At 71.7% G+C, this 21,978-nt stretch carries 16 protein-coding genes; 10 read left to right on the forward strand and 6 right to left on the reverse strand.

Features of this window, described 5'->3' with window-relative positions:
• The first annotated feature begins 88 nt into the window (after nt 1-88).
• The gene (locus ACFYW7_RS27230) at nt 89-1,654 is read left to right on the forward strand and encodes a phytoene desaturase family protein (RefSeq protein WP_389506893.1); all 1,566 of its coding nucleotides are present in this window, start codon (nt 89-91) and stop codon (nt 1,652-1,654) included.
• A 197-nt stretch (nt 1,655-1,851) separates the two neighbouring features.
• On the opposite strand, the gene ACFYW7_RS27235 is transcribed toward ACFYW7_RS27230, so the two are convergent.
• On the reverse strand, nt 1,852-3,636 hold the full coding sequence (locus ACFYW7_RS27235) for a serine hydrolase (protein WP_389506895.1): 1,785 nt from the start codon (nt 3,634-3,636) through the stop codon (nt 1,852-1,854).
• Nucleotides 3,637-3,806: 170 nt separating this feature from the next.
• On the opposite strand from ACFYW7_RS27235, the gene ACFYW7_RS27240 reads away from it, so the two are divergent.
• From ACFYW7_RS27240 to ACFYW7_RS27250, 3 genes are all read left to right on the forward strand, one after another.
• Nucleotides 3,807-4,919 carry an NAD(P)H-dependent flavin oxidoreductase gene (locus ACFYW7_RS27240; RefSeq protein ID WP_389506897.1) on the forward strand — a complete coding sequence of 371 codons (1,113 nt, stop codon included), beginning with the start codon at nt 3,807-3,809 and terminating at the stop codon, nt 4,917-4,919.
• Nucleotides 4,916-6,466 (forward strand): acyl-CoA synthetase, encoded by a 1,551-nt coding sequence (locus ACFYW7_RS27245; RefSeq protein ID WP_389506900.1) that lies wholly within the window; start codon nt 4,916-4,918, stop codon nt 6,464-6,466. The genes ACFYW7_RS27240 and ACFYW7_RS27245 overlap by 4 nt, the downstream gene beginning before the upstream one ends.
• A 218-nt stretch (nt 6,467-6,684) precedes the next feature.
• The gene (locus ACFYW7_RS27250) at nt 6,685-8,184 is read left to right on the forward strand and encodes an acyl-CoA synthetase (RefSeq protein WP_389506903.1); all 1,500 of its coding nucleotides are present in this window, start codon (nt 6,685-6,687) and stop codon (nt 8,182-8,184) included.
• Between the two features lie 188 nt (nt 8,185-8,372).
• Here the strand turns inward: ACFYW7_RS27250 and paaK are convergent, their stop codons facing one another.
• The 3 genes from paaK to ACFYW7_RS27265 all read right to left on the reverse strand — a co-directional run bounded on the left by paaK (nt 8,373) and on the right by ACFYW7_RS27265 (nt 12,276).
• On the reverse strand, nt 8,373-9,680 hold the full coding sequence (gene paaK, locus ACFYW7_RS27255) for a phenylacetate--CoA ligase PaaK (protein ID WP_389506905.1): 1,308 nt from the start codon (nt 9,678-9,680) through the stop codon (nt 8,373-8,375).
• Nucleotides 9,681-9,851: 171 nt separating this feature from the next.
• Nucleotides 9,852-11,183 carry an enolase C-terminal domain-like protein gene (locus tag ACFYW7_RS27260; protein WP_389506907.1) on the reverse strand — a complete coding sequence of 444 codons (1,332 nt, stop codon included), beginning with the start codon at nt 11,181-11,183 and terminating at the stop codon, nt 9,852-9,854.
• A gap of 133 nt (nt 11,184-11,316) precedes the next feature.
• Nucleotides 11,317-12,276, reverse strand: a complete 960-nt coding sequence (locus ACFYW7_RS27265; protein WP_389506909.1) for a 5-dehydro-4-deoxyglucarate dehydratase — start codon at nt 12,274-12,276, stop codon at nt 11,317-11,319.
• A 246-nt stretch (nt 12,277-12,522) separates the two neighbouring features.
• On the opposite strand from ACFYW7_RS27265, the gene ACFYW7_RS27270 reads away from it, so the two are divergent.
• Both ACFYW7_RS27270 and ACFYW7_RS27275 read left to right on the forward strand, forming a co-directional pair.
• Nucleotides 12,523-12,984: an SRPBCC domain-containing protein gene (locus ACFYW7_RS27270; protein ID WP_389506911.1), complete on the forward strand. Its 462-nt coding sequence runs from the start codon at nt 12,523-12,525 to the stop codon at nt 12,982-12,984.
• Complete coding sequence (locus ACFYW7_RS27275; RefSeq protein WP_389506913.1) at nt 12,981-13,319, forward strand: ArsR/SmtB family transcription factor; 339 nt, start codon at nt 12,981-12,983, stop codon at nt 13,317-13,319. Before ACFYW7_RS27270 ends, ACFYW7_RS27275 begins: the two co-directional genes overlap by 4 nt.
• Before the next feature lie 121 nt (nt 13,320-13,440).
• Here ACFYW7_RS27275 and ACFYW7_RS27280 read toward each other — a convergent pair whose 3' ends face one another.
• Both ACFYW7_RS27280 and ACFYW7_RS27285 read right to left on the reverse strand, forming a co-directional pair.
• Nucleotides 13,441-15,222: a sulfatase gene (locus tag ACFYW7_RS27280; RefSeq protein ID WP_389507240.1), complete on the reverse strand. Its 1,782-nt coding sequence runs from the start codon at nt 15,220-15,222 to the stop codon at nt 13,441-13,443.
• 870 nt (nt 15,223-16,092) lie between these two features.
• Complete coding sequence (locus tag ACFYW7_RS27285; protein WP_389506915.1) at nt 16,093-17,721, reverse strand: acyl-CoA synthetase; 1,629 nt, start codon at nt 17,719-17,721, stop codon at nt 16,093-16,095.
• Between the two features lie 196 nt (nt 17,722-17,917).
• Between ACFYW7_RS27285 and ACFYW7_RS27290 the strand changes: the two genes are divergently transcribed.
• From ACFYW7_RS27290 to ACFYW7_RS27305, 4 genes are all read left to right on the forward strand, one after another.
• A complete protein-coding gene (locus ACFYW7_RS27290) occupies nt 17,918-18,718 on the forward strand; it encodes a crotonase/enoyl-CoA hydratase family protein (protein WP_389506917.1) in 801 nt (266 codons plus the stop codon).
• 73 nt (nt 18,719-18,791) lie between these two features.
• On the forward strand, nt 18,792-19,736 hold the full coding sequence (locus ACFYW7_RS27295; RefSeq protein ID WP_389506919.1) for a Zn-ribbon domain-containing OB-fold protein: 945 nt from the start codon (nt 18,792-18,794) through the stop codon (nt 19,734-19,736).
• On the forward strand, nt 19,737-20,792 hold the full coding sequence (locus tag ACFYW7_RS27300; protein ID WP_389506921.1) for a thiolase domain-containing protein: 1,056 nt from the start codon (nt 19,737-19,739) through the stop codon (nt 20,790-20,792).
• Nucleotides 20,789-21,955: a thiolase domain-containing protein gene (locus ACFYW7_RS27305; RefSeq protein WP_389506923.1), complete on the forward strand. Its 1,167-nt coding sequence runs from the start codon at nt 20,789-20,791 to the stop codon at nt 21,953-21,955. The genes ACFYW7_RS27300 and ACFYW7_RS27305 overlap by 4 nt, the downstream gene beginning before the upstream one ends.
• The last annotated feature ends 23 nt before the right edge of the window (nt 21,956-21,978 follow it).

Here is a 21,978-nt window from a genome sequence, read left to right on the forward strand (position 1 = left end):
CCCCCGGTGGCCGCGCGGGCCCGTACGGCCGCCCGCCGCTTGCCGCGCACCCCTGGCCGACGTAGATCGTCACGTGCTACGAAGAATCATGCCTGCACACGAGCGATATGACGCAGTGATCGTCGGCGGAGGCCACAACGGACTGGTCGCCGCCGCCTATCTGGCCCGCGCCGGGCGGTCCGTGCTGGTGCTGGAGCGCCTGGGGAACACCGGTGGCGCCGCCGTGTCCACGCGGCCGTTCGCCGGAGTCGACGCGCGCCTTTCCCGCTACTCCTACCTGGTGAGCCTGCTGCCCCGGAAGATCGTGCGCGACCTGGGGCTCGACTTCCGGGTCCGGGGCCGCACGATCTCCTCGTACACGCCCGTCGAGCGCGACGGACGGCCCACCGGGCTGCTCGTCGGCGGCGGCGAGCGGCGCACCCGCGAGGCCTTCGCCCGGCTGACCGGATCGGACCGTGAGTACGAGGCGTGGCGGCGTTTCTACGGGATGACCGCCCGGGTCGCCCGGAACGTGTTCCCGACGCTGACCGAGCCGCTGCCCACCCGTGAGGAGCTGCGGACGCGGGTCGACGACGCGGAGGCCTGGCGGATCCTGTTCGAGGAACCGGTCGGCGCGGCCGTCGAGGAGTACTTCTCCGACGACCTCGTCCGGGGTGTGGTGCTCACCGACGCGCTCATCGGCACCTTCTCCGACGCGCACGACCCGTCGCTGCGCCAGAACCGCTGCTTCCTCTACCACGTGATCGGCGGCGGCACCGGAGACTGGGACGTGCCCGTCGGTGGGATGGGCGCCCTCACCGACGCGATCGCCGGCGCGGCGCGCTCCGCGGGCGCGGTGATCGCCACCGGACACGAGGTGCTGCGTGTCGAGACGGACGGCGAGTCCGCCGAGATCACCTACCGGACCGCCGACGGCGAGGGCGTCGTCGCGGCCCGTCACGTCCTGGTGAACGCCTCGCCGCAGGAGCTCGCGCACCTGACCGGGGACGAGCCGCCGACCCCGGCCGAGGGCGCCCAGCTCAAGGTGAACATGCTGCTCAAGCGGCTGCCGAGACTCCGCGACACCTCCGTCGACCCCCGTGAGGCGTTCTCCGGGACCTTCCACATCGCCGAGGGCTACGAGCAGTTGGCCACCGCGCACGCGCAGGCCGCGGCCGGTGAGCTGCCCGCCGCGCCGCCCTCCGAGATCTACTGCCACTCGCTCACCGACCCCAGCATCCTGGGCCGGGACCTCGCCGAGCAGGGCTATCAGACCCTCACGCTCTTCGGCCTCCACACACCCGCCCGGCTCTTCGAGCGCGACAACGACGCCGTACGGGGGGAGTTGCTGAAGTCGACGCTGGCGCAGCTGGAGGAGCATCTCGCCGAGCCCCTCGCCGACTGTCTGGCCACCGACGCGGACGGGCGGCCGTGTATCGAGGCCAGGACCCCGCTCGACCTGGAACGCGATCTGCGGCTGCCGGGCGGCAACATCTTCCACCGTGACCTCGCCTTCCCCTACGTCCAGGAGGGCACCGGCCGTTGGGGCGTCGAGACCCGGCACGCGAACGTGCTGCTCTGCGGGGCGGGCGCGGTGCGCGGCGGCGGCGTGAGCGGGGTACCGGGCCACAACGCGGCTAAGGCCGTGCTGGAGTCGCTGGGCCAGGGACGGTAGGCCGCGCCGCGCCGCGCCGCCCCTGTTCCCTCCCGCTCGGGACCGTGCCCCGAGCGGAGGGAACAGGGGCGGCGCGGCGGTGGGGAGGGCGACAGCGACAGCGGGAACCGAGGTGCCGCCGGTGCGTCGCTGCCCGACGACCTCGCATCCGGCGGATCCCTCGGGTGGGATCGGCGCCCGCCCCCGCCACCCCGAGTTCAGTCCCGGGACGGCACCCAGCCCACCGCCGCGATCCGCGCGGCGTCCGCGGGGAGGGTCTCGTCGAAGAGGACGCGGTCGCCTGCCTCGACCCGCAGGGCGTCGACATAGGCGCCCCGGCCGACGTACAGCCGGTCGGTCGCGTACCGCCAGCGCAGGGTGAGCGCCGCGGCGTCCGGCAGGTCCGCGGTGAGCCGGTGCCACACCCGCCCCGACCATCCGCCGGCCGTGCCCGCCGGATGGTCCCGCGGGGCCTCGGACCGTCGCCGGGTCGTGAAGGGGACCGGCCGCCAGGTCGTGCCGCCGTCCGCGGACGATTCCAGGTACAGGAGGTCCGAGAGCGGTTCGGTGTCCCACCACAGGGCGCAGTCGAGCCGCGTGGGGCCGGCCGTGGTGTCGAGCGGGGGCAGTGTCAGCGTCGCCGTCGTCGCGCTCGCCGTACCGGAGAACCAGGACGTACGGCCGCGCGGGGCCCGCACCGGGACGGCGCGCGCCAGACTGTTCGCGGTGGCGACCCGGGGTGCGGAGCCGGATCGCCATGTGCGCACCGGGTGCACGGAGTTGCCGAGGACGATCAGGAAGGAGTCGGTCGTCGGGTCGAGGACGAGCGAGGTGCCGGTGAAACCGGTGTGGCCCGCGGTGCGCGGTGTCGCCATCGCGCCCATGTACCAGTGCTGGTAGAGCTCGAAGCCCAGACCGTGCTCGTCGCCCGGGAAGGCGGTGTTGAAGTCGGTGAACATCAGGTCCACCGTCTCGGGTTCCAGGATGCGGGTCCCGCCGTACGCGCCGCCGTTGAGCAGCGTACGGCCGAGGATCGCCAGGTCCCAGGCCCGGGAGAAGACCCCCGCGTGACCGGCGACCCCGCCGAGGGAGTACGCGTTCTCGTCGTGGACCTCGCCCCACACGAGTCCGCGGTCCAGTCCCGACCAGGGCTGCCGGGCGTCCTCGGTGGCGGCGATCTGCGGCTTCCAGTCGGCGGGCGGGTTGTAGCGGGTGCGGTCCATGCCGAGGGGGCCGGTGATCTCGTCGCGCAGGAGGGTGTCGAGACTCCGTCCGGTGATCCGCTCCAGGACCAGTTGGAGCGAGATCAGGTTCAGATCGGAGTAGAGGTAGGTGGTGCCCGGCGGATGGAGGAGCACCTCGTCCCAGACGAGCTGGAGCTTGCCCTCCCGGGTCGGGGCACCGTACAGCGGGATCCAGGAGCGGAACCCCGAGGTGTGGGTGAGTAATTGACGGATCGTCACGCCACTCTTGCCACCGCCCGCGAACTCCGGGAGGTACGAGGCGACGGCGGCCTCCAGCTCCAGGGCGCCGCGCTCCGTCTGCTGGACCGCGAGGATCGACGTGAACAGCTTGGAGACCGAGGCGAGATCGTAGACCGTGTCCAGGGCCGCCGGGATCTGCCGGTCGGCCGGGAACTCCACTCCCGTGTCGGACTTCTCGTCGTACGCCGAGTAGCGCACGGCCATGCCGATCGGCTGGTGCAGGGCCACCGTGTGGCCGCGCCCGGCGAGCAGCACGGCTCCGGCGTACCAGGGATGCCGGGGCGAGGGGGCGAGGAACGCCTCGGCGTCCACGACCAGTTGACGCAGATGGCCGGCGAGCAGACCGGCCTGCCGGGGGGTCCCGTGCCGCAGGGTCCGCCGGCCGTCGCCCGCCGAGGCCGCCGCCGGGCCCGCCGGGAACGGCGCGAGGGTCAGCGCTCCGCCCACGGCCAGTACGCCCTTGCCCCATTGGCGACGGGTCAGCCCGTCACCCGATCTGCCCTTCGCGCCTTCGGTCATCGAGAAGCCTCTCGGTCACATGGCCTGAAAGTATCTTTCTGATCTGCCGTGCCGAGTGAAACTTTCCCGTCAGGCGCGGGCCTGTCAACCCTTCCCGGCGGGTGTCGATGATCTGACGGAGTATCAGAAAAGGCCTTCCCTCGTCCGGACGTCTGCGGCATTCTGCGGCCATGCAGACGGAGCTGAGCAAGGAACTGGGAGTCGAGCACGCCATTTTCGGCTTCACGCCGTTTCCCGCCGTCGCCGCGGCCATCAGCCGCGCGGGCGGATTCGGTGTGCTCGGCGCGGTCCGCTACACCGCCCCCGCCGACCTCGAACGCGACCTCGACTGGATCGAGGCGAACGTCGACGGCAGGCCCTACGGCCTGGACGTCGTCATGCCCGCGAAGAAGGTCGAGGGCGTCAGCGAGGCGGACGTCGAGGCGATGATCCCCGAAGGCCACCGGCAGTACGTCAAGGACACGCTCGCCAAGTACGGGGTCCCCGAACTCGCCGAGGGCGACGCGGCGGGCTGGCGCATCACCGGGTGGATGGAACAGGTCGCCCGCGGACAGCTCGACGTCGCCTTCGGCTATCCGATCAAGCTGCTCGCCAACGCGCTCGGCTCACCGCCCGCCGACGTGGTGGCACGCGCCCACGCGCGGGGGGTGCTCGTGGCCGCCCTCGCGGGCAGCGCCCGGCACGCGCGCAAGCACGCCGAGGCGGGCATCGACATCGTCGTCGCCCAGGGCTACGAGGCCGGGGGGCACACCGGGGAGATCGCCTCGATGGTGCTCACCCCCGAAGTCGTCGACGCCGTCGACCCGTTGCCCGTCCTGGCGGCGGGCGGGATCGGCAGCGGACAGCAGGTGGCCGCCGCACTCAGCCTCGGCGCGCAGGGCGTATGGCTCGGGTCGGTCTGGCTGACGGTCACCGAGGCCGACATGCACTCGCCCGCCGTCACCCGGAAGCTGCTCGCCGCCGGTTCCGGCGACACCGTCCGCTCCCGCGCCCTGACCGGCAAGCCCGCACGCCAGTTGCGCACCGAGTGGACCGACGCCTGGGACGACCCCGACGGGCCCGGCACCCTCCCCATGCCGCTCCAGGGGCTGTTGGTCGCCGACGCGGTCTCCCGCATCCAGAAGTACGAGGTGGAGCCGCTGCTCGGCACGCCGGTCGGGCAGATCGTCGGCCGGATGAACAGCGAACGCGCCGTCCAGGAGGTCTTCGACGACCTGACCCGGGGTTTCGAGCGCGCCGTCGACCGCATCAACCGCATCGCGGGCAGGGAGGAACAGGCATGAGCACCGCACCCAACGGCTTCTGGGCCCAGGCCGCCGCCGATCCCGGGCGCGTCGTCCTCGTCTCCCCCAGCGGCGAGGAGTGGACCGCGGGACGGCTGCACGAGGCCGCCAACGGGCTCGTCCACGGCCTGCGCGCCGCCGGTCTGCGGCGCGGCGACTCCTTCGCGGTCGTCCTGCCCAACGGCGTCGAGTTCCTCGTCGCCTACCTCGCCGCCTCGCAGGCGGGCTTCTATCTCGTCCCCGTCAACCACCATCTCGTCGGCCCCGAGATCGCCTGGATCGTCTCCGACTCCGGCGCGAAGGTCCTCGTCGCCCACGAACGGTTCGCGGACGCAGCCCGGCTCGCCGCCGACGAGGCGAAGCTGCCCGGGGAGAGGCGGTACGCCGTCGGCGCGATCGAGGGCTTCCGGCCGTACGCCGAACTCCTCGACGGACAGCCCGGGTCCGCCCCAGCGGACCGCACCCTCGGCTGGGTCATGAACTACACCTCGGGCACGACGGGCCGCCCGCGCGGGATCCGGCGCCCGCTGCCCGGCAAACTCCCCGAGGAGTCCTACCTCGGCGGCTTCCTCGCCATCTTCGGCATCCGGCCGTTCGACGGCAACGTCCACCTCGTCTGCTCGCCGCTCTACCACACCGCGGTCCTCCAGTTCGCCGGCGCGTCCCTGCACATCGGTCACCGGCTGGTGCTGATGGACAAGTGGACGCCCGAGGAGATGCTGCGGGTCATCGACGCGCACGGCTGCACCCACACCCACATGGTGCCGACCCAGTTCCACCGGCTGCTCGCCCTGCCCGACGAGGTCAGAGCCCGGTACGACGTCTCCTCCATGCGGCATGCCATCCACGGCGCCGCCCCCTGCCCCGACCACGTGAAGCGCGCCATGATCGAGTGGTGGGGCGACAGCGTCGAGGAGTACTACGCGGCCAGCGAGGGCGGCGGGGCCTTCGCGACCGCCGAGGACTGGCTGAAGAAGCCCGGCACGGTCGGCAGGGCCTGGCCCATCAGCGAACTGGCCGTCTTCGACGACGACGGCAACCGTCTGCCGCCCGGTGAACTGGGCACCGTATACATGAAGATGAGCACCGGCGGATTCTCGTACCACAAGGACGAGACCAAGACCCGGAAGAACCGCATCGGCGACTTCTTCACCGTCGGGGACCTGGGCCTGCTCGACGAGGACGGCTACCTCTTCCTCCGCGACCGCAAGATCGACATGATCATCTCGGGCGGGGTCAACATCTACCCGGCCGAGATCGAGGCGGCGCTCCTCGCCCATCCGGCCGTCGCCGACGCGGCCGCCTTCGGCATCCCGCACGACGACTGGGGCGAGGAGGTCAAGGCCGTGGTCGAACCGGCCGCGGGCCACGAGGCCGGCCCGGCGCTCGCCGCCGACATCCTCGGCCACTGCGAACGCCGGCTCGCCGGCTTCAAGCGGCCCAAGAGCGTGGACTTCATCGAGGCCATGCCCCGCGATCCCAACGGGAAGCTCTACAAGAGGAGGCTGCGGGACCCCTACTGGGAGGGCCGCACCCGGGCGATGTGACCCGCGCCCGATCACCGATCACGATCACCGATCACCGAGCGCCCGTGCGGCTCCGGCCCGCCCGTGACTCCGGCCCGGTCGGCCCGTCGCCCGTGGGACCGCCCGTGCGACGGTCCGCGCGCCGGCGCCCGGGGCGCCCGGGGCCGGTCCGGCCGCGGGACCCCGGCGCCGGCGTCATGACTTGACCTCGCTGTTCCGTGGATCGAGGATCACCTGTCATGAAGCCTGGACACGGCAGTACCGTTGACGGGGTGCTGCGCCGCAGCGCCCGGCGGACACCCGCGCGGCGCGCGGTCGACTACCGCGAGCGCTCCTGGACGTACGCGGAACTCGACGAGGCGGTCTCCCGCGCGGCCACCGTCCTCCTCGGCGAGGGGCTGGTCCCCGGCGACCGTGTCGGCGCCTACGGGCACAACTCCGACGCCTATCTGATCGCCTTCCTCGCCTGCGCCCGCGCGGGTCTCGTCCACGTTCCGGTCAACCAGAACCTGACCGGCGACGATCTCGCCTACATCGTCGGCCAGTCGGGAAGCACCCTCGTCCTGGCCGACCCCGATCTCGCCGGCCGGATCCCCGACGGCGTACGGACCCTGCCGCTGCGCGACGCCGACGACTCGTTGCTCGCGCGGCTGGACACCGCGCTCCCGTACGACGGCGAGGAACAACGCGGCGACACGCTCGTGCAGTTGCTCTACACCTCGGGCACCACGGCGCTGCCCAAGGGCGCGATGATGACCCACCGCGCCCTGGTGCACGAGTACTTGAGCGCGATCACCGCCCTCGACCTGAGCGCCGGCGACCTGCCGGTCCACTCGCTGCCGCTCTACCACTCGGCCCAGATGCACGTGTTCCTGCTGCCCTACCTCGCGGTCGGCGCCTCGAACACGATCCTCGACTCGCCGGACGCTGACCAGATCTTCGACCTGATCGAGACGGGCCGCGCGGACAGCCTGTTCGCGCCGCCCACCGTATGGATCGGCCTGTCGAACCGCCCCGACTTCGCCGACCGCGACCTCAGCGGCCTGCGCAAGGCGTACTACGGGGCGTCGATCATGCCGGTCCCCGTCCTGGAACGGCTGCGGGAACGGCTTCCGAAGCTGGCCTTCTACAACTGCTTCGGCCAGAGCGAGATCGGCCCGCTGGCCACCGTCCTCGGACCCGACGAGCACAAGGGCCGAATGGACTCGTGCGGACGCCCGGTGCTGTTCGTGGACGCACGGGTGGTGGACGCGGACGGCAAGGACGTGCCCGACGGGACGGCGGGCGAAGTCGTCTACCGGTCACCGCAGTTGTGCGAGGGCTACTGGGACAAGCCCGAGGAGACGGCCGAGGCCTTCCGGGACGGCTGGTTCCACTCCGGAGACCTCGCCGTGCGCGACGCCCACGGGTACTTCACCGTCGTGGACCGGGTGAAGGACGTCATCAACTCCGGGGGTGTCCTGGTTGCTTCGCGCCAGGTCGAGGACGCGCTGTACACCCACGAACAGGTCGCCGAGGTGGCGGTCGTCGGGCTCCCCGACGACCGCTGGATCGAGGCCGTCACCGCCGTCGTCGTCCCGCGCGGCGAGGTCACCGAGGACGAACTGATCGCCCACGCGCGCGAGAAGCTCGCCCACTTCAAGGCGCCCAAGCGCGTCCTGTTCGTGGCCGAACTGCCGCGCAACGCCAGCGGGAAGATCCTGAAGCGCGAGCTGCGGGACCGGTTCGGCGAGGCTTAGGGTTTCCGGAGCCGGAGCCGGAGCCGGAGCCGGAGCCGGAGCCGGAGCCGGAGCCGGAGCCGGAGCCGGAGCCGGAGCGCGGCGACGGGGAGGCGGGGAGGCGCCCGGGGCGCCGGTCCGACCACCGCTGCGGCGAACGGATGCCCGCGAACGGCCGGGGGCATCCGTGCCCGGGTCCGCCGCGCCCGTCACCCGCGCGGGCGCAGGTCCACGATCCGCTTGAGCTTGCCCACCGACCGTTCCAGGGACTCCGGTTCGACGATCTCCACCGTGGCGGAGACACCGATCCCGTCCTTGATGCCCCCCGCGATCGCCCGCGCGGCGGCCTCCCGCGTCTCGGGCGTCGCACCGGACCGGGCCTCGGCTCGTACGGTGAGGGCGTCGAGCCGGCCCTCGCGCGTCAGCCTGAGCTGGAAGTGCGGGGCGACTCCCGGGGTCCGCAGCACGATCTCCTCGATCTGCGTCGGGAAGAGGTTGACCCCCCGCAGGATCACCATGTCGTCACTGCGCCCGGTGACCTTCTCCATCCGCCGGAAGACCCGCGCCGTGCCGGGGAGCAGCCGCGTCAAGTCCCGTGTCCGGTAACGGATCACGGGCATGGCCTCCTTGGTGAGCGAGGTGAACACCAGCTCGCCCTCGGCGCCGTCGGGCAGCAGCTCACCGGTGACCGGGTCGACGACCTCCGGGTAGAAGTGGTCCTCCCAGATGTGCAGACCGTCCTTGGTCTCCACGCACTCCTGGGCCACTCCCGGGCCGATGACCTCCGAGAGGCCGTATATGTCCACCGCGTCGATCGCGAACCGCTCCTCGATCTCGCGGCGCATCGCCTCGGTCCACGGCTCGGCCCCGAACACCCCGACGCGCAGCGAGGTGCCGCGCGGGTCCACGCCCTGCCGCTCGAACTCGTCGAGCAGGGTCAGCATGTACGACGGTGTCACCATGATGATCTCGGGCTTCAGGTCCTGGATCAGCTGGACCTGACGTGCCGTCATGCCGCCGGACGCGGGAATCACCGTACAGCCGAGCCGTTCCGCGCCGTAGTGGGCGCCGAGCCCGCCGGTGAACAGCCCGTAGCCGTAGGCGATGTGCACCTTGTCGCCCGGCCGGCCGCCCGCCGCGCGGATCGAACGGGCCACCATGTCGGCCCACATGGACAGGTCGTTCTCCGTGTAGCCGACGACCGTGGGCCGTCCGGTCGTCCCGCTCGACGCGTGGATGCGCCGGATCCGGTCCTGGGGCACGGCGAACATCCCGTACGGGTAGTTCTCGCGCAGATCCGCCTTCACCGTGAAGGGGAACCGCGCCAGGTCGGCGAGCGAGCGGCAGTCGTCCGGGCGCAGCCCGGCCTTGTCGAAGGACTCCCGGTAGAACGGGACGTTCTCGTACGCGTGCCGCAGCGAAGCGCGCAGCCGCTCCAGCTGGAGGCTCCGCAGCCCCTCCGCGTCGAGTCGCTCGCCCGCGTCGAGCGGGCCCTTCGCGTCCATCGAGCCCGCCATCGAGACTCTCCCTCGCCAACCGTCCGATTCCGGACGACCGATCATTCGGTCGTGCTGTTCCGGATCAGTAATTCAGGTGTCCCGCGCCAGTGCAAGGGGTCGGCCACCGCTTTCTGCGGGAACGGGCGGGGCGACGGCCGACGCCTCCGGCGGGAACGGGGGAGGCGGCGGTCAGCGCACCAGCGCGGGCCGCTTCGCGTCGAACTCCCACCCGGGGACGAGGCGGCGCATCCCCGCCGCGTCGTCCCGGGCGCCGAGCGCCTCCTGGAGATACAGCTCGTGCGCCGCCAGCAGCCGGTCCATGTCCAGCCGGACGCCCAGGCCCGGGGCGTCCGGAAGCGCGATCTCGCCGCCGACGATGCGCGGCGGGTCGGCCGTGAGCCGCTCCAGACCCTCCTGCCAGATCCAGTGCGTGTCGAGGGCGTTGTACGCGCCCGGTGCCGCGGCCCCGCAGTGCGTGATCATGGCGAGCGAGATGTCGAAGTGGTTGTTCGAGTGGCAGCCCCAGGTCAGGCCCATCGCGTCGCACAGCTGGGCCACGCGCACCGAGCCCCGCATCGTCCAGAAGTGCGGGTCGGCCAGCGGGATGGAGACCGACTGGAGCGCCAGCGCGTGGGTCAGCTGCCGCCAGTCCGTGGCGATCATGTTGGTCGCCGTCGGCAACCCCGTGGCCCGGCGGAACTCGGCCAGAATCTCCCGGCCCGAGTAGCCGTTCTCGGCGCCGCAGGGGTCCTCGGCGTAGGCGAGCGTGTCGATCAGGGGCGCGCACAGGTCGATCGCCTCGCGCAGCGACCAGGCGCCGTTGGGGTCGAGGGTGATCCGGGCCCCGGGGAAGCGGTCCTTGAGCGCTCGCACGGCCCGGACCTCCTCCGCGCCCTCCAGGACACCGCCCTTGAGCTTGAAGTCCTGGAAGCCGTAGAGGTCGTGGGCGGCTTCGGCCTGCCGGACGATCGCGTCGGGTGTGAGCGCCTCCTCGTGCCGCAGGCGGTACCAGTCCACGTCCGCGTCCCGCTCCCGGACGTAACCGAGGTCCGTGCGGTCCGGGTCGCCGACGTAGAAGAGATAGCCGAGCACCCGCACACGGTCGCGTTGCTGCCCGTCACCGAGGAGGGCGGCGACCGGGACGTCCAGGTGCTGGCCCAGCAGGTCGAGCAGCGCCGACTCGACGGCGGTCACGGCGTGGACGGTCGTCCGCAGGTCGAAGGTCTGGGCGCCGCGCCCGCCGGCGTCGCGGTCGCCGAAGCGGTCCCCGATCTCGCGCAGGACGCGCTGGTAGTCGCCCACCTTCGCGCCGAGGACGAGGGGCCCGGCGTCCCGCAGCGTCCGGGTGATCTTCTCTCCGCCGGGCACCTCGCCGAGTCCGGCGCGCCCCTCGGAGTCCTTCAGGACGACGACGTTGCGGGTGAAGTAGGGGCCGTGGGCGCCCGACAGGTTCAGCTCCATGCAGTCCCGGCCCGCGACGGGATAGACGGAGAACTCGGTGATCGACGGCTGCTGACTCATCATCAAGATCCTTGTGTACGAGGGTGACCGGGACCGGAGACCACAGGATGACGGCGGCGGGCCGGGCGCGGGGGAGACCCGCCCTGAGCCCCTTCGGACCCGCCCCCCCCGCGTGCCCCGTGCCCCGCGCGCTTCAGGCCCGGCGGCGTTCGGCTCCGACCAACGCCAGCCCGGTGTCGAGGATCCGCTCCAGGTCGGCGAGATCGGCCGGGCCCGGATCGGTGAGGGGCGCCCGCACCGGGCCGACGGGAAGGCCCCGGAGCCGGGCCGCGGCCTTGACCAGCGAGACCGCGTAGCCGGGCACGCGGTCGCGGAGTTCCACGAGCGGGACGTAGAAGTCCCGCAGCAGCTTGTTCACGGTCCCGTCGTCACCGGCCCGCAGGGCGGCGAAGCAGGCGTCGGCGATCTCCGGAGCGAAGGCGTGGACCGCCGAGGAGTAGGCGGGGACGCCCACGGTGGCGTACGCGCGCGCCTGGATCTCGGCGGTGGCGGCTCCGTTGAAGAACAGGAAACCGTCGGGGGCGGCGAGTGTGAGCCGCTGGAGCCGGTCGAGGTCGCTGTGGCCGTCCTTGAGGCCGATGACGCCGGGGATCGCCGCGACGGCCCGCAGTCCCGCGGGGGTGAAGGCGACCGGGCCGCGCTGGTAGGCGATCAGCGGTAGCCGCGTGCCGGCGGCGATCCGGCGCAGCTGCTCGACCAGACCGGCCTCCGGGGCCTCGACGAGGTAGTGGGGCAGCACCAGGAGGGCGTCCGCCCCGGCCTCCTCCGCGATCCGGGCGAACCGCAGGGCCTGCGCCCATCCGTAGCCGACGCCCGCCACCACGGGCAGGCGGCCGTCGGTGATCTCGACGGTCGCGGAGACGACCGTGCGGTACTCGTCCTCGTCCAGCGCGCTGAACTCCCCGGTCCCGCAGGCGGGGAATACCGCGCCCGGTGCCGTGGCCAACTGGGCGGCCAGGTAGGTCCGGCAGGCATCCGGATCGAGGTCGCCCTCCTCGGTGAAGCTGGTCAGGGGAAAGGACAGGACCCCGCTCGCCATCCCGTCCCGCAACCGTTCGGCCACGCGCTCCGGCTCCGTGCTGAACCCCGCCATGTGTCCCATCTCCGTATGCAGCCGTTGTCTATGTATGCGAACTCAGATTACGTCCGTGAATCCGGAGGGTCAATGCGGGGGAGGGCGTGGATCCGCTCGCGGCGCCTCTCGTGCGGCCGGTGCGGGGTGCGGGGTGCGGTGGTGAGGGTCGCCCGGAGGTCTACGTGCAACTAAAGGTTGCGCCGGTGGAGTGCGCCGGATACCCTGAAATGCAACCGATGGTTGCGCTTAGGTCAGGAGAGGCACATGGAGTACGGCAGCATCGAGCGGGAGCTCCGCATCGACGCCACCCCCGACGTGGTCTACGAGGTCGTCAGCTCCCCGGAGCACCTGCGCGAGTGGTGGCCCGACGACGCGGAACTCGACCCGGTCCTGGGGGGCACCGGCACGATCACGTTCGGCGACCCGACGGCACCCGACGCGAAGGTCGTGCCGCTCACGGTCGTGGAGGCCGACCCGCCCCGCCGGTTCGCGTTCCGCTGGGTGTACGACGAGAGCCCGGCCACCGAGACGAACTCGTTCCTGGTCACCTTCGACCTGGTCCCGTCCGGAGACGGCACGCTGCTGCGCTTCAAGGAGACCGGCTTCCGGGAGCGCGGCTGGGAGGCCGCGGTGCTGGAGGAGGCCTACGCCGACCACGTCCGGGGCTGGGACCTGTTCCTCCCGCGCCTCGTCACGTATGCAGGCAAGCTGGGCGAGCGGCCATGACCACCACGATCGACAACGAGCTCTGGTCCGCTGTCGGCGACCCGACCCGCCGACGGATGCTCGACCTGCTCCTCGCCCACGGCGGCGGTACCGCGACCACGCTCAGCGAACGGCTGCCCGTCAGTCGGCAGGCGGTCGCCAAGCATCTCGGTGTGCTGGACCGGGTGGGGCTGGTGCACGTGACCCCGGCGGGGCGCGAGCGCCGGTACGAGGTGGACGCGGCCCAGTTCGCCCGCGCCGTGGCCCAGTTGTCCGCGGTGGCCGGTGCCTGGGACGCCCGGCTCCAGCGGATCAAGCGGATCGCCGAGCGGATCCAGGGCACCAAGTCGGACTGACCGCGCCCGGGTCCCCACGCCACCGCGTGCGCGGCGGCACCAGGTGGGGACCCGGTGGCGCCCGGTCGGGAGACGCGCGAGGGGGCAGCGGCGCCGCCGCTGCCCCCTCGTCCCAGGACGGTCAGTTCGTCGAAGTCGTCGAGCTCGCGGAAGCCGTCGAACCCGGAGCGGCGGAGCCGGGGTTCGGGCCGTACGCCGTCATGAAGCGGTCGCGGAAGGTGTCCATGCGCCACTCCGGCGCGTTCTTGGCGGGCTTCAGGCCGTCGCTCCAGCCCCAGTCGGAGATCCGGTCCAGTACCTTCGGGTCCTTCGCGACGATCGCGACGGGCACGTCCCGGCTGGTGCTCCCCGCGGTCACGGTCGGAACCGGCTGGTGGTCGCCGAGGAAGACGAGCACCGTGTTCTTGTCGCCGTACCGCTTCACGTACTCGGTGAGGCTGTGCAGCGAGTACTGGATGGCCTTCGAGTACTCCGCACGCACGCTCGCCGGGTTCTTCCAGACCTCCTTGGGGTCCTTCCCCTCCTTCTTGATCTGGTCGAAGACCGAGCCGTCGCCGAGGTCGTTCCAGTCGATCATGTGGGCGACGGGCGCCCAGGGGTTGTGGCTGGAGGCGAGGATGATCTCCGCCATCATCGGCTTGCGGTTCTTCTTGCCGTGCTCCAGCCGCTCGAAGGCCTCCAGGCTGAACTGGTCGGGCACCGGGGTCCAGCTGAAGTACGGGCCGTTGTAGCCGAGGTGCGTGGAGTCGTAGATGCGGTCGAGGCCGAAGAACTTGCCCTCGGGCCAGGCGCGGCGCACGCCCGGCACGATGCCGACGGTGTCCCAGGCGTCGGTCTTCTGGAAGTACTTGGTGAGGGTGTTGCGGTCACTGGTGGTCAGGCTCCGGTAGCGCTGCTGGTTCTTGATCCACAGACCGGACAGGAACGTGGAGTGGGCCAGCCAGCTTCCGGCGCCCGTCACGGGCGACCTCAGCCAGCCGCTGCGGGAGGCGAACCCGGCCGCCTTCAGCGAGCTGGTCTCGTCGGCCAGGACCGAGCCGACCTGCTGGGACATCGCCGGGTCGTCGATCGCCGTACGCCCGTAGCTCTCGATGAAGGTGAACAGGACGTCCTTGCCGCGCAGTCCGGTCAGCAGCTGATCGGGCGGGGTGTCCGCGAAGGCGTCCACGGACGCCTGCTTCGCGAAGACCTTCCCGTCGCTCAGGCTCGCCTGCACCTGGTCGACCCGGTTCTGGATGATCCTGGCGTTGAGCTGGGAGGCCACCGGTACGTCGGTGAACTGCACGCCGAGCGTCACGCAGGTGATCCAGGCGGTGCCGAGGATCAGGGTGGTGCGGGTGGCGACGGGCCGGTGACGGACCATGACCTCGGTCAGCCGAGCGACCGCAAGCGTCATCAGGACGAGCAGGGCGATGACGAGCACGACGACGCCGATGAGGGCGGCGATCTCGCCGCCGCGACCGAACGACTCCCTCACCCAGTCCGCCGCGTTCTCGAACAGGATCCAGTCCAGGACCAGGTCGAACGGCCGGGCCATCACCGAGTAGAAGCCCATGTCGACGAACTTCAGGACGGTCACCAGGCCGAGCAGGCCGCCCACGACGTACGAGGTCATGCGCCTCGGCCTCGGCGGGAGCGCGAGCAGCAGGGCCGCGAGGAGGACGCCCTCCGCCGGGATGCGCAGGAAGGCCCCGAACTCCAGGCGTTCGAGCTTGTTCGGTACGAGGAGGGCGAAGAGGACGAGCACGGCGGCGAGGACCGTCGTCCCGACGGTCACGCTCCGCGCCGCCCGGGGGTACTTGGCCGACAGGCCCCGGCGCCTCGGGCCGGCCGCGGGCTTCTCGGGGTCGCCCCCGTCCGTGTCGGCCTCGGGGCGGTCCCCGGCGTCGGCCGCTTCGGTCACGCCACCGTCGGTGGGGACCCCCGTCTTCTCGTGGGCGTCGGTGTCCTCGTCCGCGTCGGTCTTCGCGGGGACGTCGTCGCCGCTCTTCGCGTCGGCGACGGCCTTCTCGGGAGCGTCGCTGCCTGCGTCGGTGTCCCCGTCGGCGTCACCTGCGGTCGCCGACGGCGCGTCATTCTCTGCCACCGCGCCCACCGCGCCCACCGCGCCGTCGGCCTTCGTGCCGCCGTCGACGGCGGCGGCACCGTCCGCGGCGGAGCCGGTCCTTGTCTCCGTACCCGCGCCCACCGCGCCCACCGCGCCGTCGGCCTTCGTGCCGCCGTCGACGGCGGCAGCACCGTCCGCGGCGGAGCCGGTCCTTGTCTCCGTACCCGCGTCCGCCGTGCCTTCGGTGCTTTCGGCGTCGTCCCCCGCGTTCACGTCGCTGTCCCGGTCGTCCGCGCCCGTCCGGGCGCCCTCGCCGTCCGCGACCCCGGTACGCGGGCTCGCGTCCGCGTCCGGAACGGCCGTGGCGACCGCCGGACCCGCCTCCGCGCCGGTGGCGGCCCGGGGTTCGGCGTCCGGCCCCGTGGGCCCGTCGGCGTCCGTGCCCGTCGGGGCGGGCGTGCCGGTCTCCGTGTCGGCGGGGGTCCCGGTGGCCGTGCCGGCGTCCGGATGCGGCTCCGTGTCCCTTCCCGGTTGTTCGGGCAGTTGACTGGAGCGCGTGATGTGCGACACGCCGATGGTCCTTCCGTACGAAGCCCCGCGATGACACGACGGACACGCCCCGGGGCAGGGCAGGTGTGCCACCTCTCGTACGGCTGATCTTCACCCATCATTCAACCCGGAGTGTCAATCATGGGCAAAGAGTGCGCCACGTGCGGGTCGGCCAGGTCAGCGGTCTGTGTTCGCGGCGACCGACCGGGCCCAGCGGTAGTCCGCCTTGCCGCTCGGGGAACGCTGGATGGAATCGGTGATCACGAGCCGGCGCGGGATCTTGTAGCCCGCGAGGTGGGTGCGGCAGTGCGTCTGGATGTCGTCGAGGGACGGCCGCGCGGCACCGTCCCGGAGCTGGACCACCGCCGCCACCCGGTTGCCCCACTTGGGGTCGGGTACGCCCGCGACCAGGGCGTCGTACACGTCCGGATGCGACTTGAGAGCCTGCTCGACCTCTTCGGGATAGACCTTCTCGCCGCCGGTGTTGATGCACTGCGAGCCGCGCCCGAGGACGGTGACGATGCCCTCCTCGTCGACCGTGGCCATGTCGCCCAGCAGCACCCAGCGCTCGTCACCCTTGCGGAAGAAGGTCTCGGCGGTCTTCCTGGCGTCGTTGTAGTAGCCGAGAGGCACGTGTCCACGCTGTGCGACCCGCCCCGGCTCGCCGACGGCCACCGGTTCGTGGGTGACCGGATCCACCACCTGCGTACGGGAGTTGACCTTGATCCGGAATCCGCGTCCGGGGCCCGAGTCGGGCGTCGCGGTGCCGTTGAAGCCGGACTCCGAGGAGCCGAAGTTGTTGAGCAGCATCACGTTCGGGACGTGCGCCTGGAACTCCTCGCGCACGGTGTCCGACATGATCGCGCCGGACGAGGAGACGCTGAACAGGGCGGAACAGTCCGTGTCCTTCATGGGTCCGTTCAGCGCGTCGATCAGCGGCCGCAGCATCGCGTCGCCGACCAGCGACACGCTGGTGACCTTCTCCTTCTCGATCGTCCGCAGGACTTCCTCGGGCGCGAACCTGCGATGGATCACCACGCGTTGGCCGAAGTTGAAGGCGATGAACGCGGTGAGCGTCGAGGTGCCGTGCATCAGCGGGGGAGTGGGGAAGAAGGTGATGCCCGCGCCGCCGGCCGCGACCCGCTCGGCCAGTTCCTCCGGCTTCGCGACCGGTTCACCGGTCGGGGCGCCCCCGCCGAGGCCGGCGAAGAACAGGTCCTCCTGGCGCCACATCACCCCCTTGGGCATTCCCGTCGTGCCGCCGGTGTAGATGATGAACTGGTCGTCCGCGGAACGTGCGGGAAAGCCGCGTCCGGGCGATCCGCCGGCCTCGGCGTCGGCGAAGTCGACCACGTCGAGGGTGACGGTGCCGTCCGCTCCGGGCACGGGGGTGCCCACCCGGACGAGGTGCCGCAGGCGGGGGGCGCGGGGCCGTGCCGCCGCGACCCGGTCGGTGAACTCCGCGTCGAAGACCAGCGCCGCGAGGTCCGCGTCCGCGTAGAGGTAGGCCAGCTCCTCTTCCACATAGCGGTAGTTGACGTTGACCGGTACGACACGCGCCTTCAGGCAGCCGAGCACGGTCTGGAGGTACTCGACGCCGTTGTAGAGGTGCAGGCCGAGGTGTTCGCCCGGACGGATCCCGCTGTCGATCAGGTGGTGGGCGACCCGGTTCGCGGCCGCGTCCAACTGCGCGTAGGTCAGCCGGACCTCCGCGCCCGTGCCGGGGTGGTCGATGTACACGAGCGCCTCACGGTCCGGGACCACGTCGACGACCGACTCGAACAGGTCGGCAAGGTTGTACTCCACCGTTCCTCCTGACCGTGTACGTCCGTGGCCGGTCGCCGCGGGGCGGGCCCGCACGGGCCCGACGGTCATCAGAGCAAAGCCCGCCCCAAGTGTGAAGGGTTCAGGAGCAAGAAATCTGACTGTCTGTCAGAAAACCCTTGTACTGGCCGGACGCCTCCTGCAACCTGTTCTCGCATCCGAGACGGGAGGACGCCACATGGGTGGGACGGAACACCTCACCGTGCAACGCGAGGGCGCCACACTGGTGCTCACGCTCAACAGGCCCGAAGCCAGGAACGCGCTCTCGCTGCCGATGCTGGTCGGTCTGTACGACGGCTGGGTCGAGGCCGACGAGGACGACGCGATCCGCTCGATCGTGCTCACCGGCGCGGGCGGCGCCTTCTGCGCCGGGATGGACCTCAAGGCACTGGCCGGAAAGGGCATGGAGGGAGAGCAGTACCGGGACCGGCTCAAGGCCGACCCCGATCTGCACTGGAAGGCCATGCTGCGGCACCACCGCCCGCGCAAACCGGTGATCGCGGCCGTCGAGGGGTACTGCGTCGCGGGCGGCACCGAGATCCTCCAGGGCACCGACATCCGGGTCGCCGGGGCCTCCGCCACGTTCGGGCTCTTCGAGGTGCGGCGCGGCCTCTTCCCGATCGGCGGCTCGACGGTCCGGCTGCAACGCCAGATCCCGCGCACCCACGCCCTCGAGATGCTCCTCACCGGACGCCCCTACACCGCCGAGGAGGCCCTGGGCATCGGTCTGATCGGGCGCGTCGTGCCCGACGGCACCGCGCTGGAGGCGGCCCTCGCCGTCGCCGAGCGGATCAACGCCTGCGGCCCGCTGGCCGTCGAGGCCGTCAAGGCGTCCGTGTACGAGACCGCCGAGCTGACCGAGACCGACGGGCTGGCCGCCGAACTGCGGCGCGGCTGGCCGGTCTTCGACACCGCCGACGCCAAGGAAGGCTCCCGGGCCTTCGCAGAGAAGCGCCCGCCGGTCTACCGGCGCGCCTGACCCGCCCGGTCCCGGACCCGTCCCGTCCGCCCCGCGGACCCGCGCGTCCGGCCCCTGGAAGGAGAGATCCGGGATGCCCGAAGTCCTCAAAGCCCCCCTCGTGGTCGAGTTCCCCTTCACCCGCTCGCTCGGTCCCGTGCAGAGCGCCTTCCTCACGGGCCTGCGCGAACAGGTCGTCCTCGGCGTGCGGACCACCGACGGGCGCGTACTCGTCCCGCCCGTCGAGTACGACCCCGTCACCGCGGAGGAGATCCACGACCTCGTCGAGGTCGCCCCCACCGGCACCGTCACCACCTGGGCCTGGAACCACGAACCCCGCCGCGGCCAGCCCCTCGGCACCCCCTTCGCCTGGGTCCTGGTCAGGCTGGACGGAGCCGACACCGCGCTGCTGCACGCACTCGACGCCCCCGGACCCGAGGCCGTCCACAGCGGTATGCGCGTCCGCGTCCGCTGGGCCCGGACACGCTCCGGAGCGATCACCGACATCGCCTGCTTCGAGCCGTACGACGCCGAGGAGCCCGGCGAACTCACCGGCCTCGGCGACCGGTTCGAGGACATGGTGACCGGCATCGTCGCCCCCGCCCGGCTCGACTACGTCTACTCACCCGGCCGCGCCCAGTCCGCCTACATCGAGAACCTCTCCGGCCGGCGCACCGTCGGCGAACGCTGCCCGTCCTGCCGCAAGGTGTACGTCCCGCCCAAGGGCGCCTGCCCCACCTGCGGCGTGGCCACCGCCGAGCAGGTCGAGGTGGGTCCGCGCGGCACCGTCACCACGTACTGCATCGTCAACATCAAGGCGAAGAACCTCGACATCGAAGTGCCCTACGTCTACGCGCACATCGCCCTCGACGGAGCCGGACTCGCGCTGCACGGCCGGATCGGCGGCATCCCCTACCACGAGGTCCGGATGGGGCTGCGGGTGGAGCCCGTGTGGTCCGAGGACGGCCGCCACCCGGACCACTACCGGCCCACCGGGGAACCGGACGCGGACTACGAGACGTACAAGGAGATGCTGTAGATGCGGACCGCCAGGGACATCGCCGTCGTCGCCTTCGGGCAGACCGACCACCGGCGCACCTCCGACGAGCTCTCCGAGGTCGAGATGCTCCTCCCGGTCCTGCACGAAGTCCTCGACCGGACGGGTCTGAAGGCCGGCGACATCGGCTTCACCTGCTCCGGCTCCACGGACTACCTCGCGGGCCGCGCCTTCTCCTTCACCATGGCCCTGGACGGGGTGGGCGCCTGGCCGCCCATCTCCGAGTCGCACGTCGAGATGGACGGCGCCTGGGCGCTGTACGAGGCGTGGACCAAACTCCTGACCGGCGACACCGACACCGCGCTGGTGTACGCGTACGGCAAGTCGTCGCCCGGCTCCGTACGCGACGTCCTGACCCGGCAGCTGGACCCGTACTACCTCGCCCCGCTGTGGCCCGACTCGGTCGCCCTCGCAGCGCTCCAGGCGCGGGCGCTCATCGACGCGGGAGAGACCGACGAACTCGCGCTCGCCGCGGTCGCCGCCAGAAGCCGGTCCTCCGCCACCGCCAACTCCCATGCTCAACTCAGGGGTTCGGTTCCGCAGGGCGACTACCTCGTACGGCCGCTGCGGACCGGTGACTGCCCGCCCATCGGCGACGGCGCCGCCGCCGTGATCCTCGCGGCCGGGGACCGGGCCCGCGAACTGTGCGAGCGGCCCGCCTGGATCCGGGGCATCGACCACCGCATCGAGGCGCACTCCCTCGGCGTACGCGACCTGACCGACTCACCGTCCACCCGGCTGGCCGCCGAACGGGCCGGTGCCTTCGAACGACCCGTGGACACGGCCGAGTTGCACGCCCCCTTCACCTCCCAGGAGGTGATCCTGCGCAAGGCGCTGCGCCTCGACGACAGCGTGAGCGTCAACCCGTCGGGGGGCGCGCTCGCCGCCAACCCGGTGATGGCGACCGGGCTCATCCGCATCGGTGAGGCCGCCGCGCGCGTCCATCGCGGGGAGTCCGACCGGGCGCTCGCCCACGCCACCTCGGGCCCCTGCCTCCAACAGAACCTGGTCGCCGTACTCGAAGGGGATGCCCGATGAGCAAGGAGCCCGTGGCCGTCGTAGGCATCGGCCAGACCAAGCACGTGGCGGCGCGACAGGACGTGTCCATCGCGGGACTCGTCCGGGAGGCCGCCCGACGAGCCCTGGACGACGCCGAGTTGACCTGGGCCGACATCGACGCCGTCGTCATCGGCAAGGCGCCCGACTTCTTCGAGGGCGTCATGATGCCCGAGCTCTACCTCGCCGACGCGCTCGGCGCGGTCGGAAAGCCGATGCTGAGGGTGCACACGGCGGGCTCCGTCGGCGGCTCGACGGCCCTCGTCGCCACCAACCTCGTCGCCGGCCGCGTCCACGGCACCGTGCTGACCCTCGCCTACGAAAAACAGTCCGAATCCAACGCCATGTGGGGCCTGTCCCTGCCCATCCCCTTCCAGCAGCCGCTGCTCGCCGGAGCCGGCGGCTTCTTCGCGCCGCACGTGCGCGCCTACATGCGGCGCACCGGCGCGCCCGACACCGTCGGCTCGCTCGTCGCCTACAAGGACCGGCGCAACGCGCTGAAGAACCCCTACGCGCACCTGCACGAGCACGACATCACCCTGGAGAAGGTCCAGGCCTCGCCCATGCTCTGGGACCCGATCCGCTACTCGGAGACCTGTCCCTCCTCCGACGGAGCCTGCGCCATGGTCCTCACCGACCGTGCGGGAGCGGGCCGTTCACCGCGTCCGCCCGCCTGGCTGCACGGCGGCGCGATGCGCAGCGAACCGACGCTCTTCGCCGGCAAGGACTTCGTTTCCCCGCAGGCCGGCAAGGACTGCGCGGCCGACGTGTACCGCCAGGCGGGCATCGCCGACCCGCGCCGGGACATCGACGCCGTCGAGATGTACGTGCCCTTCTCCTGGTACGAGCCGATGTGGCTGGAGAACCTCGGCTTCGCCGAGGAGGGCGAGGGGTGGAAACTCACCGAATCGGGGGTGACCGAACTGGAGGGCGACCTGCCCGTCAACATGTCGGGTGGCGTCCTCTCCACCAATCCGATCGGCGCCTCCGGCATGATCCGCTTCGCCGAGGCGGCACTCCAGGTGCGCGGCCAGGCCGGGGAACACCAGGTGGACGGGGCGCGCAGGGTACTGGGGCACGCCTACGGAGGCGGATCCCAGTTCTTCTCCATGTGGCTGGTCGGCGCCGCGCCGCCCGCCTCCTGAAACCGTCCCCCTCACGTGGCCTG

Origin of the sequence: Streptomyces sp. NPDC002580 (assembly GCF_042889485.1) — a bacterium.
GTDB lineage: Bacteria > Actinomycetota > Actinomycetes > Streptomycetales > Streptomycetaceae > Streptomyces.

Coding starts and splice junctions, on each gene's coding strand:
- ACFYW7_RS27240 (WP_389506897.1), top strand. CDS start 3,807: ATGCAGACGGAGCTGAGCAAGGAACTGGGAGTCGAGCACGCCATTTTC.
- ACFYW7_RS27260 (WP_389506907.1), bottom strand. CDS start 11,183: ATGAGTCAGCAGCCGTCGATCACCGAGTTCTCCGTCTATCCCGTCGCG.
- ACFYW7_RS27235 (WP_389506895.1), bottom strand. CDS start 3,636: ATGACCGAAGGCGCGAAGGGCAGATCGGGTGACGGGCTGACCCGTCGC.
- ACFYW7_RS27295 (WP_389506919.1), top strand. CDS start 18,792: ATGCCCGAAGTCCTCAAAGCCCCCCTCGTGGTCGAGTTCCCCTTCACC.
- ACFYW7_RS27290 (WP_389506917.1), top strand. CDS start 17,918: ATGGGTGGGACGGAACACCTCACCGTGCAACGCGAGGGCGCCACACTG.
- ACFYW7_RS27300 (WP_389506921.1), top strand. CDS start 19,737: ATGCGGACCGCCAGGGACATCGCCGTCGTCGCCTTCGGGCAGACCGAC.
- ACFYW7_RS27275 (WP_389506913.1), top strand. CDS start 12,981: ATGACCACCACGATCGACAACGAGCTCTGGTCCGCTGTCGGCGACCCG.
- ACFYW7_RS27270 (WP_389506911.1), top strand. CDS start 12,523: ATGGAGTACGGCAGCATCGAGCGGGAGCTCCGCATCGACGCCACCCCC.
- ACFYW7_RS27265 (WP_389506909.1), bottom strand. CDS start 12,276: ATGGCGGGGTTCAGCACGGAGCCGGAGCGCGTGGCCGAACGGTTGCGG.
- ACFYW7_RS27305 (WP_389506923.1), top strand. CDS start 20,789: ATGAGCAAGGAGCCCGTGGCCGTCGTAGGCATCGGCCAGACCAAGCAC.
- ACFYW7_RS27245 (WP_389506900.1), top strand. CDS start 4,916: ATGAGCACCGCACCCAACGGCTTCTGGGCCCAGGCCGCCGCCGATCCC.
- paaK (WP_389506905.1), bottom strand. CDS start 9,680: ATGGCGGGCTCGATGGACGCGAAGGGCCCGCTCGACGCGGGCGAGCGA.
- ACFYW7_RS27230 (WP_389506893.1), top strand. CDS start 89: ATGCCTGCACACGAGCGATATGACGCAGTGATCGTCGGCGGAGGCCAC.
- ACFYW7_RS27250 (WP_389506903.1), top strand. CDS start 6,685: ATGAAGCCTGGACACGGCAGTACCGTTGACGGGGTGCTGCGCCGCAGC.